This is a genomic window from Amycolatopsis sacchari (assembly GCF_900114035.1).
GTDB classification, from domain to species: domain Bacteria; phylum Actinomycetota; class Actinomycetes; order Mycobacteriales; family Pseudonocardiaceae; genus Amycolatopsis_E; species Amycolatopsis_E sacchari.
This window is the reverse complement of the sequence record NZ_FORP01000021.1, coordinates 48,327-66,162: the sequence shown is the minus strand read 5'-3', so window position 1 is coordinate 66,162 and position 17,836 is coordinate 48,327. Positions and strand designations below refer to the sequence as shown.

Below are 17,836 nucleotides of genomic sequence, written 5' to 3'. Positions count from 1 at the left end.
CGGGGCCTGTCAACGTTCCGATCGGCGAAGAGGGTTTGAGACACAGCAGCGGTGGGTCTGGAACGTGTCCAGGCCCACCGATGTGTTTCCGGTATCCCCCTCAGCTGTAGAAGACCTGGGTGGTGTTGTTGCTGGCGTTCCAGGTGATGTAGCCGTGTTGGAAGTCGCTGCGGCGGCCGCCTGCGATGCCGTATTCGTCGCTGGTGGGGTAGCCGAGCCGGCTTCGTTCCCAGCCGAGTGAGGCCCAGGTGTCGCGGATGGTGCCGACTACGGAGTGAACCCCACTACTGGGGCTCCAGTAGATGGACGTGTTGTTGGTGAAGTGGTTGAACCGGCCGATGCCGTCGGGGGTGGTGGTTTCGTCGGTGGTGGGGTAGCCGGGGCCGGTTTCCCAGCCCATCGCGGCCCACTTGTTCCGGATGGCGCCCTGGATTTGGTGTGCTCCGGTGTTGGGCGTCCAGTAGATGGATGCGCCGTCGGGGTGGTTGAAGTGGTTGTAGCGGCCGATTCCGTCAGGCGTGATCGACTCGTCGGTAGTCGGGTAGCCCAGTCGTGGTCCGGCGCCCATGGCGAGCCACTTCTTGCGGATGTCGCCTTGGATTTCGTAGGCGCCGGTGGTGGAGGTCCAGTAGATGGAGGCGCCGTCGGGCAGGCTGAAGTCGTTGTAGTGCGCGCCGTCGGTGGTGGTGACCTCGTCGTTGACGGGGTAGCCGAGGCCCCTTTCCCAGCCCATCGCGGCCCACTTGTTCCGGATGGCGCCGTGGATTTCGTGTGCTCCGGTGGTGGGTGTCCAGTAGATGGATGCGCCGTCGGGGTGGTTGAAGTGGTTGTAGCGGCCGACTCCGTCCGGGGTCGCGGTTTCGTCGGTGGCGGGGAAGCCGAGCGAGGCGGGCCCGCCCAGTTCGCGGTAGTGCTGCAGGATCGGCCCCTCCATCCAGTGGGCGCCGCTGGCGGAGGAGTAGTAGATCGCCCCGTGCTCGTAGTCCTGCACACTACCGCCGGAAACAGTGGTCTCGACGCCGACCGCAGCGCCGAGGAACGACGTGGCGCCCCCGAGATCGAGGTAACGGGCGACGATCGGGCTGGTCGTTTGCTGGACGAGCCAGTCGTGCAGGTCGTCGGTGCGCGCTTCGGTGGCGCCCGTGCGGGTCTCGGTTTCACCGAAGCAACCGCTCTGCCACGACGAATGGTTGACAGCCAGCAATTCGAGGTGTCCGTTGTTCTGCCGGAAGGCGGGCCCGCCCGCGTCTCCCTTGCAGGTACTGCCGTTCACGGCGAGGGTGGTGTCACCGAGGGAAGCGATGCCGGCCGTGGTGATGTGCAGCTGGTCGGGCACCCAGTCGGTGGCGGTCCGCCCGAAGCCGGCCAAGGACACGGTGTCCCCGGCCTGGGGGGCGGTGGTCGCCAGCGTGATCGGAGCGATGTCGGTGACCGCGGTGTCCAGCCGGACCAAGGCGAGGTTGCGGTCAGGGCGGGGGATGACGGACGCGGCCTGCACGGTGTGACCGGTAGTCGTGGTCAGGTCCGGTCGGCCCACCGTGATCGTGGCGGGGTGCGCGGGTGCGCCGGGTTTGGTGGTGTCGGGAAAGCACGTGCTGGAGGTCAGCACCCAGCGTGAGTCGACGAGCACCCCGGTGCAGGCACTGGTGCCGGTGGAAATCTTCGCGACGAAACCGTAAGAGGCATCGGTGGCCGTGCTGCCGGCGACCGCGTCGGCAGCGTTGGCGGTCAGCAACGCGATGCCGAACGGCAACGCTGCGAGCGTGCTGTAAGCGACTCCGCGTCTGAGGCGGTTCAAGTGCATGTTGGTGTACTCCCCAGTGGATCTGTGTGGATGGTGGTCAGGAGCTGGCGTCGAGCCGCAGCAGGGTGGTGGGGTCGCCGGGCGGGTTCGTGGTGATGCCGACCTGGGTGGTACCGCTGGGGTTGACGTCGACGGTCGTGGTCGTCGTGCCGTTCGTGGTCAGCGTCGCCTTGAGTTTGTGTCCTTGGCCCGCTTGCAGCCCGTCACCCCGGATGGAGTACACGGCGGGAATCTTCATGGTGAGGTAGCCGCTCCTACCGAGGACGTGGAAGCAGACCTTGCCGTCGCCGGCAGGGCCGACGAGGTCGGTGGTTCGAACCATGATGAGCCCGACGGTGTCCGGGCCGCTGGGGCAATCGGTGTAGACGATGTGGCCGTCGCCGCTGAGCAGCTCGACCTTGTCGCTCGCCTGGATCTGTGCTGCCCCGGGATAGGTGAAGTCCTCGACGATGGATGGCTGGTCATCTGTCGCCGACTCCTGGCCCGTCGCCGAGACCGCCGCAATCGTTCCGCCGGCCAGTGCTACCGCGGCGGCGGCTGCCACAAGCAGGGCACGCCTGAATATGCGCATGTGTTCCCCCAAAACTGTTCTCCGCAGAAGGAGAACGGTACTATTCGGACATTTGCCGCCTGATGTCAGACTCGTTCTGGATGGTGGACTGCGGCGCGGTGAAGCGTAAATCATCCTTTTCCTAAATGCACAAGTGATCTACGTTACCGCCATTTGGCGGTAACGGAAACCGGATTTTTGCGGTTAGCGTCCATCGCGACCAGCGTGTCATCGGTTTCTGATTATCGGGAAAACTCGGGTACTGGGGGAGTTTCCAACATGGGCCTGGCATTAGGACGTTTTCGTGCCTTCTTGGCGACGGCTGTGGCCGTGATCGTCGTGAGTGGGACAGTCGTCGCTCCCGAATCCGTGGCGGCCCCGGTTCCTCGTGCCATGACGAGCGCCACCGACCCCGCGCCCAGCCCCGACAGCGACCGCGAGAAGGTGGCGCGGTTGTGGGAGTTCGGCGGTCCCGCCACGAAACGGGATGCCGAGAAGGCGCTGCTCGGCAGCGATGCCGACGTAACCGCGTTCTTGACGACGCAGAAGGATCCGGACGCTTCCATCGACCGGGACGTGCAGGTCAACAAGATGATGGCGGCGGGTGGGCCTTCGACGGTCACGGCCGCGCAGCAGGCGCTGGACGCGGGAACCGACGACGCGCTGACGGCTTTCCTGACGACGGGCTGGCAGGCCGCGAGCGACAACGACCTGAGCGTGCGGGTCAACCAGATGATGTCCGTCGGCGGTCCGCAGGTTCAGAAGGCGGCCCAGCAGGCGCTCGACGCGGGGACCACGGAGGCCCTGCGGACCTTTCTCGACAGTGGTTGGCAGGCGCCGTACGAGATCGACCAGTCGATCCGGGTGAACCAGCTGATGGCGGCGGGTGGGCCGGAGGTGCGTCAGGCCGCCCAACAGGCACTCGACGCGAACACCGTCGAGGCGCTGAATCAGTTCCTCAGCGTCGACCTGCCAGTGGCGCAGGCACGGGACGCCGAGACGGACTCGATAGCGCAGCTTGTGTCCACCGCGAAGGCGGCATCGGACCAAGCGGCGACAGAAACCCAAATCGCGAAGCAGCAGTCCGACCGTGCCGTGGCCGAGGCCGCCGCCGCGCAGCGGGCGGCGCAGGCGGCGAAGGACGCGGCCGCGGCAGCCCAGGGAGATGTGGGGCGGGCGACCGACGCAGCGGCTCGCGCGGCATACGCCGCCAACCAAGCGGCGGCCACAGCGCGGCAGGCGATCGGCGCGTCAAACGCCGCGACCCGGGCCGCGAACACCGCTGCCGCTGCCGCTTCCCGTGCCGCCGCGGCGGCCTCGCGGGCCGGCACGGCAGCGACCAACGCGTACAACGCCGCGGCTGCTGCTGTGATGGACAAGGGCAAGGCTGACGCGGCGCGTTCGGCGGCGGAGACAGCACGCAACGCCGCAGTCGCGGCGTCGACCGCTGCTGACGCGGCGAGGTCGGCCCGTACGGCTTCGGAACAGGCCGAGATCGCGGGCGGGGCAGCCAACGACGCTGCCGCGCAATCGCGCATTGCCGCCGACAACGCGACCATTGCTGCGAACAATGCTGCCGCTGCCGGTGCTGACGCGCGCCAAGCACGGGCGGCCGCGGCGACAGCGCGAGCCCAGGCAGCCCGAGCGACTGCTGCGGCACAGGCCAGTCAGTCCTGGGCGCACGAAGCGAGCGTTGACGCAGGTCAGGCCGCTGATGCCGCAGCCGCCGCCGCAAGCGCCGCACAGGCTGCTGCGGCCGCAGCGGATGACGCCGCCGCGCACGCCGGGCAGGCCGCGGACGCAGCGCAGCAGGCGACCAATCACGCCAATGCGGCGACGGCGGCAGCGAACGCGGCCGTCGCGGCGGCGAACCAGGCCGCGCAGATAGCCCAGGCGGCGCGGACCGCCGACGACAACCGGATCGCCCTCGCAGGGCAGGAAGCCGACGACGCCGCCAAGGCTGCACTCGCCGACTTCGCGGCGCAACCGGCGCAACAGCGGACGGACGTGGACCAGGCGAGCACCTGGGACGCGGAGACGAACAGGCTCATCGCGGAAGCGGCCGATCCGGCCACCGATCACACCGTTGCCGTCTCCGATGCGCGCAAGGTCGCGCTGACCCTGGCCGGCAGCAGCGGGCAGTGGACGAAGGAGACCGCCCTCAGTGCTCTGGGGGGCACCGAAGACGAGGTGCTCGCCTACGTAACCACCGGTGTGTGGAGAGCAGCCGGTCAAGACGACCGCGCCACCCTGAACCTGCTCAAGGATTCCGGAACTTCCGGTTTCCAGGCCGCGGCCGACACCGCGCTGGCCGGCACCGACACCGACGTGCGCGACTTCTTGCGCAGCCGCGACTACCCCGGGCGTGAGCAGGACGACTCGATCCAGGTCAACCAGATCATGTCCGCCGCCCGCGACGCGGGACGGACCGTCGTCGTCGACGCGGCCCAGAAAGCCCTTGATGCCGGCACCGACCAGGCGCTGCGCGAGTTCCTCGACCACGGTCAGTACACGGCGCTGACCACTGACGACAACGTCAAGGTCAACCAGATCCTGTCCGCCGCACGTGCCAACGGCGCCAGGGAAGTGGCGGCGATGGCACAAGCCGCGCTCGACGGGCCACCCGCGCTCGCCCACGAGTTCCTCACGGTCGGCCAGTTCACCGCTGCTCGGCGAGACCAGAACACTGCCGCCCACAACGCCGCCATCGACGGCTTACTCGCCCAGGCCTCCGCCGCAGCGGCGTCCGCCACCCAGAACGCGAACGAAGCCCAGGCCGCCGCCGCCCGGGCGCGCAACGCCGCGGCAGAAGCGGCGGACTATGCCAACCAGGCACAGGCCGCCGCAGCGCAGGCCGCTGACTACGCCAACCAGGCCCAAGCCGCAGCCAACCGCGCAGCAGCATCCGCGCAGCAGGCCCAGGAATCAGCCAACACAGCCAGCCGTGCCGCCGCCACAGCAGTGGCCGCAGCCGACCGGGCATCACGCTCGGCTGTGCGGGCCGCACGGTCGGCCCAGCAGGCATCCAGTTATGCGCGGGAAGCGTCGCGATCCGCGAGGACGGCGCTCGACGCCGCCTTCGCCGCCGGGAAGGACGCCGCCGACGCCGCTGCGGCAGCCGAAGCTGCTTGGCAAGCAGTTGCTGCGAAGGCGGAAACGGAAAAACAACAGCTGATTCAGCTACGTCAGGCACAATGCAACGACAACGTCCGCATGGTCTCCTCGAGGAGTGTGCTCAGTTCCTCTGACTGCATACTGCTGTTCACCGGGACGCCAGCTGACCAGGAGCGCATTCTTTCTCACCTGCAAGATCTGTGCCGAAAATTGAATCCAGCAGGGAGCCAAGGGCTCGCGGCCTGCCTCGATGTGAATAATCTCTTCAGCCCCAACTTCAGGATCCGGCCTGTCGACCCGACGCCAGGTTGGCTCGAAGATGGCGTGGTATTTGCGTTCATCGGTCTCATCGCGCTGGCGTGTCCTGAATGTGAGCTCGCAGACCTCCTCGTGGGCGGAGCGGCCGACCTCGGCGAGGCTCTGGGGCTCGGCGATCTGGCCACTCTGGCGAACGTCGCGGCCCTTGGTGGAGATCTCACCGAGATAGCTGGTGTTCGTATCGCCGCCGAGGCTGCAGAAACCGAGCGGATGGCGCAAGAAGCAGCCGCTGTGGAAGCCCTCATGGCGAAGATGGCGGAGGATTTGGCCGTCGACACGGCCGCTTGTATCATCAACAACTTCTCGCCGAAATCAGGCGCTTCGGTGTCATCTGCTACCGCCCGACTTAGCACCGCATCGACGAGCGATGAGAACTGGGTGACCATTTATAGAAATGTTATTGATCCGGAATTCACGGCGATTGCGAACAGTCAAAAGTGGACCTGTGGGGGAACGTCGACACTAGGCAAGTGGTTTGCGGTGACCAAGGCAGACGCCGATGAGTGGGGCAAACGTCTCAACGGCGATGATGGGATCACGTTCGCAAGCACCATTCCACGATGGGTATACGATCAACTTCTACAGCGCTCGATGCTTGACGGCATCGGCCCGGCTGTCTACGCAGACCCAGAGGATCTTTACCTCATCAACGTGACTATGGATGGGATCAGGATCACGTGACGAAATTGTCAGGATGGCATCCTGCCGCAGTCGTTCATCTTCGCTGGCTGTCCCCTGAGGCAGGGGGTCGGGCGTGTGGCCCGCCTACCTCCGGTGACTATGCGGCCAACGTAGTCTTTCTCAGCGAGGGAGAGCCTGAGCGCGCTGATCCGTGGAATGCGACGTCCTACATGAGCATCGTCGTCCGCCTCGACGAGGCAGAGCCCGGCGTGGCGGTCGCCGGTTTTCTTGCACCTGAGCTCGCGTCGGAATACCTTCAAGCGGGGCGAAAGATGCTCCTCATGGAAGGCCCCAAGGTGGTCGGAGAAGGCACGATCGTCAGCCTCATCTGAACCGTGGATGTCGGACGTCCAAGGCCTCCCGCCCTCTGAGCAGGTGGCAGGCTCTACATGCAGTCGGCGCAAACGCTGGAGTAGCCTGCACCGCTTGATGCCGGACGGCAGATTCGACCACTGGTTGCCTGGACTCAGGTACCCCGCCGGTGCCGGGCCCTCAGCCCTACGCGTTACCAGCGAGTCCCTGGCTGCTGGTTCGTGTCGAGTTTGACGAAATTGCCGCGCCGGTCCACGCGCTCTTCGGCTGGAACAAGGGGGACTTGCTGTGGTGGGAAAGGTTCGGCGGGAAGCCGATCGGCGGCTGGTTCACACAGGGCTGCCGTTCTCACCCCCGCAGACCGCTAACTCGAGGGTCTGCGTACCCAGTTCGGACGCCGCAGCGACTTGAGCCAACACTTCGGCAACCTGGCCCTGTGATCGCGAAGTGATAGAACGCATCGTTCGCGTTCTCGGCCAATTGCCTCGTCTCCCACAGGCCGGTTCGACGTTCTGCTTCGTCAGGTCCGGCGAGCCCTTCCCTCAGCGCTCCGGCGGCTCCGGCAGCCCCTCGATCCGCGGTCCTTCCCCGGGATAGGGCGTGGGCGACTCGTGCGGGTACTGGTCAGGCGCGCCCTCGGGCTTGCGCCTGCGGGGGAACGGCGGCTGCTCGCCAGGCCGTTCCGGCGGCTTGTCCGGCCCCGGCACGGTGTGCCTACCGGCGCCAGGCGGTGCGGCGCTTCTTCAGGTCGATCAGCAGGGCGATGACGATGCCCGCCGCGATGCCCACGAGCCACACGTTCTCCGTGTTGTTCTCGTGGTTGTTGTAGATCATGATCAGCAGGATCGCGGCGCTGAGCCAGCCCGCGATGCGCGAGCCCTTGGGGAAGCCGCCGTGCCAGCCCCACTCGGCCGACGGCTCGTCCCGCGGGTCCACCTTCTTGACCTCGGACTGCTGCCGCTTGACGACCGCCTTGGTAGCCACGATCAACTCCTCAACGCCTGCGTTCACCTGCGACAGTGATAATCCCACATGCGCTCGAGACGCGCGCCGGGCGGTTCGCGACAATGGGCGTGATGAACACGACCCGCTCAGTCCTCGTGCTCGGTTCGACCGGTTCGATCGGCACCCAGGCCCTCGACGTCACCGGCCGCAACCCCGACCTCTTCCGCGTCGCCGGCATCGCCGCGGGCGGCTCCGACCCGGCGGCGCTCGCGGCGCAGGCGCTCGCCCACGAGGTCGACGCCGTGGCCATCACCAAGGCCACCGCCGCCGAGGACCTGCAGCTCGCGCTGTACGCCGAGGCGCAGAAGCGCGGCTACTCCCGCGGCGAGTTCAAGCTGCCGAGGATCTTCGCGGGCGCCGACGCCGTCGTCGAGCTGATCGGCGCCGTACCGGTGGACATCGTGCTCAACGGGCTCCCGGGGTCCCAGGGGCTGGCGCCGACCCTGCGCGCGCTCGAAACCGGAGCGACGCTGGCGCTGGCGAACAAGGAATCCCTCATCGCGGGCGGCCCGCTCGTGCTGAAGGCCGCGAAGCCGGGTCAGCTCGTGCCCGTCGACTCCGAGCACTCGGCGATGGCGCAGGCCCTGCGTGGCGGCCGGGCCGAGGAGGTGGACCGGCTCGTGCTCACCGCCTCCGGTGGCCCCTTCCGCGGCCGCACGCGCGAGCAGATGGCGGACGTGACGGTCTCCGACGCGCTGGCCCACCCCACCTGGTCCATGGGCAGGCTCATCACGATCAACTCGGCGACCCTGGTCAACAAGGGGCTGGAGCTGATCGAGGCGAGCCTGCTGTTCGACGTGCCGTGCGACCGGATCGACGTGGTGGTGCACCCGCAGTCGATCGTGCACTCGATGGTCACCTTCGTCGACGGCTCGACGCTGGCCCAGGCCAGCCCGCCCGACATGCGCCTGCCCATCGCACTGGCGCTGAACTGGCCGAACCGCGTCGCGGACGCCGCCCGCGCCTGCCGCTGGGACGAGGCCACCGCCTGGACCTTCGAGCCGCTGGACACCACCGCGTTCCCCGCCGTCGAGCTGGCGCGGCACGCCGGCACCGTCGGCGGCTGCCTCCCGGCGGTCTTCAACGCCGCGAACGAGGTCATGGTGGAAGCCTTCCTGGCGCAAGACGCCCGCTTCACGTCCATCGTGGACACTGTGGAGAGGGTGGTTCGGGAGGCGGACGAGTGGCGCCGGGAACCGCGCGACCTGGAGGACGTATTCGCCGCGGAGCGGTGGGCGCGCACGCGCGCCGCCGAGCTGAACTCGACCGGGAGGAAGTAGGGCGTGCTCGCCTACATTTTCGGAGTCGTGCTGTTCGCGCTGGGCATCTGCGTGTCCGTCGCGCTGCACGAGGCGGGGCACATGGTCACCGCGAAGGCCTTCGGGATGAAGGTCCGGCGCTACTTCATCGGGTTCGGGCCCAAGGTGTTCTCGTTCCGCCGCGGCGAGACCGAGTACGGCCTGAAGTGGATCCCGCTCGGCGGGTTCTGCGACATCGCGGGCATGACCGCGCTCGACGAGGTCACCCCGGACGAGGCCCCGCGCGCGATGTGGCGGTTCAAGACGTGGAAGCGGACCGTGGTGCTCGCCGCGGGCTCCGTGACGCACTTCATCCTCGGGTTCGTCGTGCTCTACCTGATGGCCGTCACGATGGGCCTGCCGAACGCGACCGGGAAACCGCAGATCTCCACGGTCTCGGAGTGCGTGCGCAACGCGCAGACCGACGAGGAGTTCGCGCACCCGAACTGCCAGCCCGGCGACCCCGCGCCCGCCAAGCAGGGCGGCCTGCTGCCCGGCGACGTGGTGCGCGCCGTCAACGGCAAGAGCACGCCCACCTACATCGACGTGACCGCCGCGATCCAGCAGCTGTCCGGGCCCGCGACGTTCGAGGTCGAGCGAGACGGCAGGACGGTCCCGCTGACGATCGACGTGGTGCAGGTCGACCGCCCCGTCCAGGACGCGCAGGGCACCGAGAAGATCGTCAAGGTCGGCTCGCTCGGGGTGACCTTCGCCAACAACTTCACCTACAACCCGGTCACCGGGTTCGCCGGTGCCGGTTCGTTCACCGCGGACATGTTCGTCCAGACCTGGGACCGGCTGCTGGAGTTCCCCGAGCGGATCCCCGCCGTCGTGCACTCGATCTTCGGCGGCGAGCGCGACCCGAACACGCCGGTGAGCGTCGTCGGCGCGAGCCGGATCGGTGGTGAGGCCGTCGAGCAGGGCCTGTGGCCGTTGTTCCTGCTGTTGCTGGCGAGCCTGAACTTCTTCGTCGGCGTCTTCAACCTGCTGCCGCTGCTGCCGCTCGACGGTGGACACATCGCGGTCACTTGGTACGAACGGGTCAGGGACTGGGTCCGGAAGTTGGCAGGGAAGGCCGCCGGGGGCCCGGTGGACTACACAAAGTTGTCCGCGATCACGATGGTCCTGGTGTTCATCGGCGGAGCGGTAACGTTGCTCACCGTGACGGCTGACATCGTCAACCCCATCCGTCTGCAGTAGGTAGGCTGGTCGCGTACGCATTCCTTCGCAGCCGTAGAGGATTCGATGAGCGTCGCGCTTGGCATGCCTGCCCTCCCGCCCCCCGTTCTCGCCGAGCGCCGGCCCACCCGGCAGCTGATGGTCGGTTCCGTCGGGGTCGGCAGCGACTACCCGATCTCCGTCCAGTCGATGACCACCACGTTGACGGCGGACGTCAACGCGACGCTGCAGCAGATCGCGGAGCTGACCGCCGCGGGCTGCGACATCGTGCGCGTCGCGTGCCCGTCGGCGGACGACGCCGCCGCGCTGCCCGCCATCGCGAAGAAGTCGCAGATCCCGGTGATCGCCGACATCCACTTCCAGCCGAAGTACGTGTTCGCCGCGATCGAGGCCGGGTGCGCGGCGGTCCGCGTCAACCCGGGCAACATCAAGAAGTTCGACGACAAGGTCAAGGAGATCGCGCAGGCCGCGAAGGACCACGGCACGCCGATCCGCATCGGGGTCAACGCGGGCTCGCTCGACCCGCGGCTGCTCAAGAAGTACGGCAAGGCCACGCCGGAGGCGCTCGCGGAGTCGGCGCTGTGGGAGGCCTCGCTGTTCGCCGAGCACGACTTCCACGACATCAAGATCTCGGTCAAGCACAACGACCCGGTGGTCATGGTGCGGGCGTACGAGATCCTCGCCGAGCAGTGCGACTACCCGCTGCACCTCGGCGTGACCGAGGCCGGCCCGGCGTTCCAGGGCACGATCAAGTCGGCCGTGGCGTTCGGTGCGCTGCTGCGGCAGGGCATCGGGGACACGATCCGCGTGTCCCTGTCGGCGCCGCCGGTCGAGGAGGTCAAGGTCGGCACGCAGATCCTGCAGTCGCTGAACCTGCGGCCGCGGAAGCTGGAGATCGTGTCGTGCCCGTCGTGCGGGCGTGCGCAGGTCGACGTGTACAAGCTGGCCGAGGAGGTCACCGCCGGGCTCGAGGGCATGGAGGTGCCGCTGCGGGTCGCGGTGATGGGCTGCGTCGTGAACGGTCCCGGTGAGGCGCGCGAGGCCGACCTCGGCGTGGCGAGCGGCAACGGCAAGGGCCAGATCTTCGTCAAGGGCGAGGTCATCAAGACCGTGCCGGAGCACCAGATCGTCGAGACGCTGATCGAAGAGGCGATGCGCATCGCCGAGGAGGCGGGGGAGCAGGGCGAGGGCTCGCCGGTCGTCAGCGTCGGCTGACGCGGAGTGGGGTGGCGGGCCGCGGCCAGGGCCTGGTCGCGGGCGGTTCAGCCTCGGGGCGGTGAGCAGCTGGAACGGCCTGCTGGACGTCTGGCGTGAGCTGGAGGTCCCCAGGGGATGGCGGCCGGAGGCGGCGGTCGAGGGCATTTCGCGAGGTGATTCCGCACGGCGTCGACCCGGGACCGGCTGAGCAGGTGCTGCTCGCTGTCGAGATCACCTCGAAATGCACGGCCTGGCGCGATCGATCGAAGCGCCGGGCCTACGAGCCGATCACGATCGGTGCCCCCTTCGACGTCGTCCTCGACACGGCGCGGTTCTGATCACGCCCTCGGTTTCCCGTAACCGGGGTTCATCTGGCAATCTGGACCACGTGTTGCGGCTTGCCGGTGCACGGCTGCTCGGTGATCGGGACTACCCGGCGGTGCGTGCCGTCCTGGATGCCGATCCGGTGGCCAGCTGCATGGTCAGCGCCCGGGTCGAGGTTGCCGGTCTGGACCCCTGGCGCCTCGGCGGCGAACTGTGGGCCGCCGACTACCGGGGCACCCGCTCCAGCCGCCTGCCGGGCCTCTGCTTCTCCGGCCCGAACCTGATCCCCTTGCGCGGCAACGCTTCCGCGATGCGCTCGTTCGCCGACCGGGCCCTGCGCAGGCAGCGCATCTGCTCCTCGCTCGTCGGCCCGGCCGAACAGGTGCTGGCGCTGTGGGACGAGCTGGCTCCCGAGTGGGGACCGGCCCGTGAGATCCGGCCGGACCAGCCGTTGATGGCGATGGACGGCCCCCCGGCCATCGCCGCGGACCCGCTCGTGCGGCCCGTGCGACCGGACGAGCTGGACCGGTACCTGCCCGCCGCGATCTCCATGTTCATCGAGGAGGTCGGCGTCGACCCGCGTGCCGGTGACGGCGGTGCCAGCTACCGCGCCCGCGTGGCCGAGCTGATCGCGGGCGGCCGGGCGTTCGCGCGCTTCGAGGGGCGCGAAGTCGTGTTCAAGGCCGAAATCGGGGCGTTGTCCCGCAGCGTCGGGCAGATCCAGGGGGTGTGGGTGCACCCCGACCGGCGCGGCCAGGGCCTCGGCACGGCGGGCACCGCGGCGGTCGTGAACCGGCTCGTGCACGGGATGGGCCGCACGGCGAGCCTCTACGTGAACTCCTTCAACAGCCCCGCGCTGGCCGCGTACCGGCGGGTCGGGTTCCACCAGGTCGGCCGCTACGCCACGGTTCTGTTCTGAGTCGTAGGCTGGACGCATGTCCTTGCGTGCTCCACTGAAGCCCGGCGTGCAGACGCCACGTCGTCCCGTTCCGGCCAGCATTCCCCGTCCCGAATACGTGGACAAGCCGGCGCCGAAGCGGGACACCGGCAACGGGGTGCGCACGCCGGAGCAGATCGAGGCGATGCGCGTCGCGTGCCGCATCGCCGCGCAGGCGCTGGAGGAGGGCGGCAAAGCCGTCAAACCGGGCAACACCACCGACGACGTCGACAAGGTCGTGCACGAGTTCCTGCTGGACCACAAGGCGTACCCGTCGACCCTGGGCTACCGGCACTTCCCGAAGTCGTGCTGCACCTCGCTGAACGAGGTGATCTGCCACGGCATCCCGGACTCGACGGTCATCGAGGACGGCGACATCTGCAACATCGACGTGACCGCGTACATCGGTGGCGTGCACGGCGACACCAACGCCACGTTCCTCGCCGGTGACGTGTCGGAGGAGGCGCGGCTGCTCGTCGAGCGCACGCACGAGGCGACGATGCGCGCGATCAAGGCCGTCCGCCCCGGCCGTCAGCTGAACGTCATCGGCCGCGTCATCGAGTCCTACGCCAAGCGCTTCGGCTACGGCGTGGTCCGCGACTTCACCGGCCACGGCGTCGGCCCCGGCTTCCACACGTTCCCGACCGTCCTGCACTACGAGGACCCGTCCGTCACCACGGAGATCGTGGAGGGCATGACGTTCACGATCGAGCCGATGATCACGCTCGGCTCGATCGACTACGACATCTGGGACGACGACTGGACGGTCACGACGAAGGACAAGAGCTGGACCGCCCAGTTCGAGCACACGATCCTCGTCACGCCGACGGGTTCGGAGATCCTGACCCTTCCCTGAGCAGCAGCTGGTCCAGGAAGCCGCCGGCCTCGGCCACCGCACGCGCGGGGTCGCGGTCGGCGATCGCCTCCAGCAGGCCGTGGTGCCCGATCGGCACGTGTTCGGTGAGGTGGTCCTCCGACGTCGCGGCCACGCTCGCCGTGATCGCCTCCGTCAGCCCGCGGTACAGCTCGGTCAGCAGCTCGTTCCGTCCACATCGGACGACCGTGAGGTGGAACTCCGTGTCGGCGCGGACGAAATCCGCCAGTGAGCGTTCGTGCTGCGCCCGGTCCCGCTCGTCGAGCAGCTCACGCAGCCGGGCCAGGTCCTCCTCCGTGCGCTCGGTCGCCGCCAGCCGCGCGCCCTCGACCTCCAGGCCGCGCCGCACCTGCAGCACCTCCCGCAGCTCCGAGCCGCACAGCCGCCGGATCGCCCCGGATACCTCGCTCGTCGCGCGCACATAGGTGCCGTCGCCCTGCCGGACCTCCAGCAGACCGCTGTGCGCGAGCGCGCGTACCGCTTCCCGCACCGTGTTGCGGCCCACGCCCAGTGTCTCCGCCAGCGCCCCCTCGGTCGGGATCCGCTGGCCCACGGCCCATTCGCCCTGGCTGATGGCTTCGCGCAGCTGACCGATCACCTGGTCGACGAGCCCGGTGCGGCGCGTGGTGGCTAATGGCACAACAAATGTCCCTTCACCCAATCATCCGACGTCTGCGATAGTAACGGGCGTGGTTGAAACACCGGTGAAACAAACTTCGCGTGTCCTCGTCGGCGGCGGCTTGCTGGGCTTCGCCGTCGTCCTCGCCGCCCTGAACCTGCGGCCCGCGGTCACCGCGGCCGGTTCGGTGCTCGACGAGATGCGCGAGACGCTCGGCGCGACCTCCACCTGGGCGGGCGCACTGACCACCATGCCGGGCCTGTGTTTCGCCCTAGCCGGTTCGACCGCGCCGTGGGTCGCCAAGAAGATCGGGATCGGCGGCGCCGTCGCGGCCGCACTGGCCCTGCTGACCGCCGGGCTCGTCATCAGGGTGCTGGACGGGCAGCTCGTCGTGCTCGGCGGCACCCTCGTCGCGACCGCCGGTATCGCGCTGGCCAACGTGCTGATCCCCGTCGTGGTCAAGGAGTCCTTCACCACGCGGATCGGGTTGATCACCGGGCTGTACACCGGTGCGCTGCAGGCGGGAGGTGCGCTGGGGTCGGCGGTGACGCCGCAGCTCGACGGCGCCTTCGGTGGCTGGCGCCCCGGCCTGGCGAGCTGGGCGGTGTTGTCGGGGGTGGCGCTGGTCGTGTGGCTGGTGTCGGTCCGGACGCGACCGGGTGCGCCGGCGGGCGCCGGTTCACCGCAGAGCACCGGGCGGTCGCTGTTGCGCAGCCCGCTCGCCTGGATCGTCACCCTGTTCTTCGGGCTGCAGGCGTGCCTGGCCTACGTCGTGATGGGCTGGCTGCCGGAGGTGTTCATCGACGCGGGCGTCAGCCGCGGCGACGCGGGCCTGCTGCTCGGCCTGATCTCCATCATCGGGCTGCCGGTGAGCCTCGTCGTGCCGCCGCTGGCCGGCCGCGGCGGCAGTCAGAGCTGGTGGATCGTCGGGCTGGCGGCGTTCGGCTTCGCCGGGGTGGTCGGCGTGATGGTCGCGCCCGCGGCGGCGCCGGTTCTGTGGGCGGTGCTCATCGGGCTGGGCATGAGCGTTTTCTCGCTCGCGCTCACCACGATCGCCCTGCGGGCCCGCACCGGCGGGGACACCGCGCGGTTGTCGGGCATGGCGCAGGGCTTCGGGTACCTGCTGGCCGCGCTCGTGCCGTTCCTGTTCGGCCTGCTGCACGACCTGACCGGCGCCTGGACCGTGCCGTTCCTGATGCTGCTGGTCCTGGTCGTCGTGCAGATGGTGTTCGGGTTCCTAGCGGGACGCCCCAGGTACGTTTAGGTTCAGCAGCGCGTTCTCGACCAGCTCCGGCATCGCCGGGTGGATCCAGTACTGGCCGCGCGCCATGGTGTGCGCGTCGAGGCCGAAGCTCATCGCCTGGATCAGCGGCTGGATCACCGTGGGCGCCTGCGGGCCGATGATGTGCGCGCCCAGCAGCTGCCCGGTTTCCGGGTCGGCCAGCAGCTTCGCGAACCCGGTGGTGTCCTCCATCGCCCAGCCGTACGCGATCGCGGCGTAGTCCTGTTTGGACGTCGTGTACTTGAGACCCCGTTGGCGCGCCTGCTGTTCGGTGACGCCGACGGAGGCGATCTGTGGTGAGCCGAACACGGCGTGCGGCACGAACCGGTGGTCTGCCTCAATGCGCTCGTCCGGGTGCAGCAGGTTGTGCTGCACGACACGGGCTTCGTGGTTCGCGACGTGCTTCAACTCGTACGGCGACGACAGGTCACCCAGCGCGTAGATGCCCTCGACCGACGTCTGCTGGTAGGCGTCCACCTTGACGTGGCCACTGTCCAAAGTGGCCACCCCGGTGGCGGCGACGTCGAGCAGGTCCGAGTTCGGCCGGCGGCCGACGGCGATGAGCAGCTGGTCGGCTTCGACGGTCTCGCCCTCGGCGAGGTCGAGCGCGAGGCCGGTCTCGGTCCGCCGCGCCCGCAGCACCTTCCGGTTGAGGCGGACGTCGTAGCGCTGGGTGGCCAGTTCCGTGTAGCGCGCGCTGATGTCCTCGTCCTCGCTGCGCAGCAGGGCGCCGGACCGCGCGATCACCGTGACCTCGACGCCGAACGACGAGAACACGTGCGCGAACTCCGCGGCGACGAACCCGCTGCCGACGATCACGAGCCGCCGGGGCAGCTCGTCGAGCCGCATGATCGAGTCCGACGTGTGGTACGGCACCTGGTCCAGACCTTCGATGTCCGGGACGACCGGACGGCCGCCCGCGGCGAGCACGAAGCGGTCCGCGGTGATCGTCTCGGTCCGGTCGGGCAGCGAGACGGTCAGCTCCTTGTGTCCCGTGAAGCGGCCTTCGCCCTCGTACACCGTCACGTTCGCGTTGTCGGCGTGGCTGGTGCGGTACTCGCGGCCGCCCTCGGCGATCGGGTCGATGCGCCCGAAGATGCGGTCGCGCACGTCACGCCACCGGACGTTCAGCAGCTCCTCGTCCACCCCGAACCGGCCGCTGATCGACGGCGTCGCGGCGAGGTCGGCGGTGTGCACGAACATCTTCGTCGGGATGCAGCCCACGTTGAGGCACGTGCCGCCGAACACGCCCTTTTCGACGATCGCCGTCTTCCAGTCGGCGAAGCGCGGGTCCAGTATCGAGTTCCCGGAGCCGGTACCGACGATCACCAGGTCGTAGTGGGGCACTGTGTCTTCCTTCGCCGTGTGGGGTTCTCCTTGCAAGAACCCGAGTTTCGCGGGAGTTGTTCCCTCAGCCGCCGGTCGCGGTGAAGTGCATGCGGTCGGTCGGGCTGTGCCACGCCCCGCCCCAGCTCCACCCGATCGCCGCGAAGTCCCGCACCGTGGCGTCTCCCGCTTCCACCATGCCGGGCCGCCGCCACGACCGGTCCAGGTACGCCGAGGCGAGTTCGGGCAGCACCAGGTCGTCCTTGGTGTAGGGGTTGCAGAACGGGTTCAGGTCGATCGCCAGCCCGTACGCGTGCGCCGACCAGTTCTGCTGCCCGCGCACGGGGCGGCAGACGAACGCGCTCGTGTTGTTCCCGTCGCCGGTCGGCGGGGCGTCGAGTTCGGCGGGAGCGGTGACCCGCATCTCCTCGATGGGGAACTTCGCGGCGTACAGCTGCCCGAACACCCGTGTCACGTCCTCCGCGACCGAGGCGTTCACCAGCATCTCGCCGGTGTGCGCCCGGCCGTCGAAACCCCAGAACGACATCGTCAGGTACCGCAGGTCGCTCGCCTTGACCGGGCACGCGGGCTGCCACGTGCTGCGGGCGAGGACGTCGGCGGGCACCGGTGCGACGGTCGAGGCGTAGCGGCCGTCGGCGGGTGGCGGCAGGAGGTCCCGGGTGGGCAGGCTGCGGTCCCGCAGCACTGCCGGTGTCGGCTCGACGCGGCCGTAGCCGTCGGGGCGCAGCGGCAACGGGTGCGCGCCGACGACCCACTGCGGCACCGCTGAAGTGCTGGTGGCGGGTGCCGGGGCGGGCGGCGGTTGCTGTTCCGGCGTGCCGCACGCGACCAGTCCGAGGAGGGCCGTCAGCGCGGCGAGACGGGACATGCGCACGTCTGCCAGCTTGACAGACGGACGAGACCACCCGATCAAGTGACACCACGGGAGGTCGATGTCCACTAGGGTGGCCTGTGCACTCTTACGCGCTGGAGTCCGTCGAACGCGGCGCGTGACA

The 17,836-nt window shown here is 68.8% G+C and carries 15 protein-coding genes; 9 read left to right on the top strand and 6 right to left on the bottom strand.

The window, feature by feature from the left end; all coding sequences use genetic code 11:
• Positions 1–100: 100 nt before the first annotated feature.
• Together BMZ92_RS27725 and BMZ92_RS27720 are read right to left on the bottom strand one after the other, a co-directional pair.
• The gene (locus tag BMZ92_RS27725) at positions 101–1,753 is read right to left on the bottom strand and encodes a trypsin-like serine protease (RefSeq protein ID WP_245783289.1); all 1,653 of its coding nucleotides are present in this window, start codon (positions 1,751–1,753) and stop codon (positions 101–103) included.
• A gap of 88 nt (positions 1,754–1,841) precedes the next feature.
• A complete protein-coding gene (locus BMZ92_RS27720; RefSeq protein ID WP_245783288.1) occupies positions 1,842–2,348 on the bottom strand; it encodes a hypothetical protein in 507 nt (168 codons plus the stop codon).
• 399 nt (positions 2,349–2,747) lie between these two features.
• On the opposite strand from BMZ92_RS27720, the gene BMZ92_RS27715 reads away from it, so the two are divergent.
• Both BMZ92_RS27715 and BMZ92_RS37570 read left to right on the top strand, forming a co-directional pair.
• Positions 2,748–6,467: an ALF repeat-containing protein gene (locus BMZ92_RS27715; protein WP_091513414.1), complete on the top strand. Its 3,720-nt coding sequence runs from the start codon at positions 2,748–2,750 to the stop codon at positions 6,465–6,467.
• Positions 6,468–6,637: 170 nt separating this feature from the next.
• Positions 6,638–6,799 carry a hypothetical protein gene (locus BMZ92_RS37570; protein WP_177228892.1) on the top strand — a complete coding sequence of 54 codons (162 nt, stop codon included), beginning with the start codon at positions 6,638–6,640 and terminating at the stop codon, positions 6,797–6,799.
• Positions 6,800–7,493: 694 nt separating this feature from the next.
• Here the strand turns inward: BMZ92_RS37570 and BMZ92_RS27710 are convergent.
• Positions 7,494–7,763, bottom strand: a complete 270-nt coding sequence (locus tag BMZ92_RS27710) for a DUF2631 domain-containing protein (RefSeq protein ID WP_177228891.1) — start codon at positions 7,761–7,763, stop codon at positions 7,494–7,496.
• Positions 7,764–7,855: 92 nt separating this feature from the next.
• Here BMZ92_RS27710 and dxr point away from each other — a divergent pair, with 92 nt between their 5' ends.
• The 6 genes from dxr to map all read left to right on the top strand — a co-directional run bounded on the left by dxr (position 7,856) and on the right by map (position 13,575).
• The gene (dxr, locus tag BMZ92_RS27705) at positions 7,856–9,064 is read left to right on the top strand and encodes a 1-deoxy-D-xylulose-5-phosphate reductoisomerase (protein WP_091513578.1); all 1,209 of its coding nucleotides are present in this window, start codon (positions 7,856–7,858) and stop codon (positions 9,062–9,064) included.
• A gap of 3 nt (positions 9,065–9,067) precedes the next feature.
• A complete protein-coding gene (locus BMZ92_RS27700; RefSeq protein WP_091513407.1) occupies positions 9,068–10,282 on the top strand; it encodes a M50 family metallopeptidase in 1,215 nt (404 codons plus the stop codon).
• Between the two features lie 45 nt (positions 10,283–10,327).
• The gene (ispG, locus tag BMZ92_RS27695; RefSeq protein ID WP_091513405.1) at positions 10,328–11,476 is read left to right on the top strand and encodes a flavodoxin-dependent (E)-4-hydroxy-3-methylbut-2-enyl-diphosphate synthase; all 1,149 of its coding nucleotides are present in this window, start codon (positions 10,328–10,330) and stop codon (positions 11,474–11,476) included.
• A gap of 155 nt (positions 11,477–11,631) precedes the next feature.
• Positions 11,632–11,796, top strand: a complete 165-nt coding sequence (locus BMZ92_RS38335) for a hypothetical protein (RefSeq protein ID WP_245783287.1) — start codon at positions 11,632–11,634, stop codon at positions 11,794–11,796.
• A 50-nt stretch (positions 11,797–11,846) separates the two neighbouring features.
• The gene (locus BMZ92_RS27690; RefSeq protein WP_091513402.1) at positions 11,847–12,701 is read left to right on the top strand and encodes a GNAT family N-acetyltransferase; all 855 of its coding nucleotides are present in this window, start codon (positions 11,847–11,849) and stop codon (positions 12,699–12,701) included.
• Between the two features lie 16 nt (positions 12,702–12,717).
• Entirely contained in the window at positions 12,718–13,575 is an 858-nt protein-coding gene (map, locus tag BMZ92_RS27685; RefSeq protein ID WP_091513401.1) for a type I methionyl aminopeptidase, read from the top strand.
• On the opposite strand, the gene BMZ92_RS27680 is transcribed toward map, so the two are convergent.
• The gene (locus BMZ92_RS27680; RefSeq protein ID WP_091513398.1) at positions 13,538–14,233 is read right to left on the bottom strand and encodes a FadR/GntR family transcriptional regulator; all 696 of its coding nucleotides are present in this window, start codon (positions 14,231–14,233) and stop codon (positions 13,538–13,540) included. The two genes, map and BMZ92_RS27680, sit on opposite strands and share 38 nt — an antisense overlap.
• Positions 14,234–14,297: 64 nt before the next feature.
• Between BMZ92_RS27680 and BMZ92_RS27675 the strand changes: the two genes are divergently transcribed.
• Positions 14,298–15,476: a CynX/NimT family MFS transporter gene (locus BMZ92_RS27675; protein ID WP_245783286.1), complete on the top strand. Its 1,179-nt coding sequence runs from the start codon at positions 14,298–14,300 to the stop codon at positions 15,474–15,476.
• On the opposite strand, the gene BMZ92_RS27670 is transcribed toward BMZ92_RS27675, so the two are convergent.
• Together BMZ92_RS27670 and BMZ92_RS27665 are read right to left on the bottom strand one after the other, a co-directional pair.
• A complete protein-coding gene (locus BMZ92_RS27670; RefSeq protein WP_091513395.1) occupies positions 15,450–16,841 on the bottom strand; it encodes a mycothione reductase in 1,392 nt (463 codons plus the stop codon). The two genes, BMZ92_RS27675 and BMZ92_RS27670, sit on opposite strands and share 27 nt — an antisense overlap.
• A 64-nt stretch (positions 16,842–16,905) precedes the next feature.
• On the bottom strand, positions 16,906–17,709 hold the full coding sequence (locus tag BMZ92_RS27665; RefSeq protein WP_091513393.1) for a M15 family metallopeptidase: 804 nt from the start codon (positions 17,707–17,709) through the stop codon (positions 16,906–16,908).
• Between the last annotated feature and the right edge of the window lie 127 nt (positions 17,710–17,836).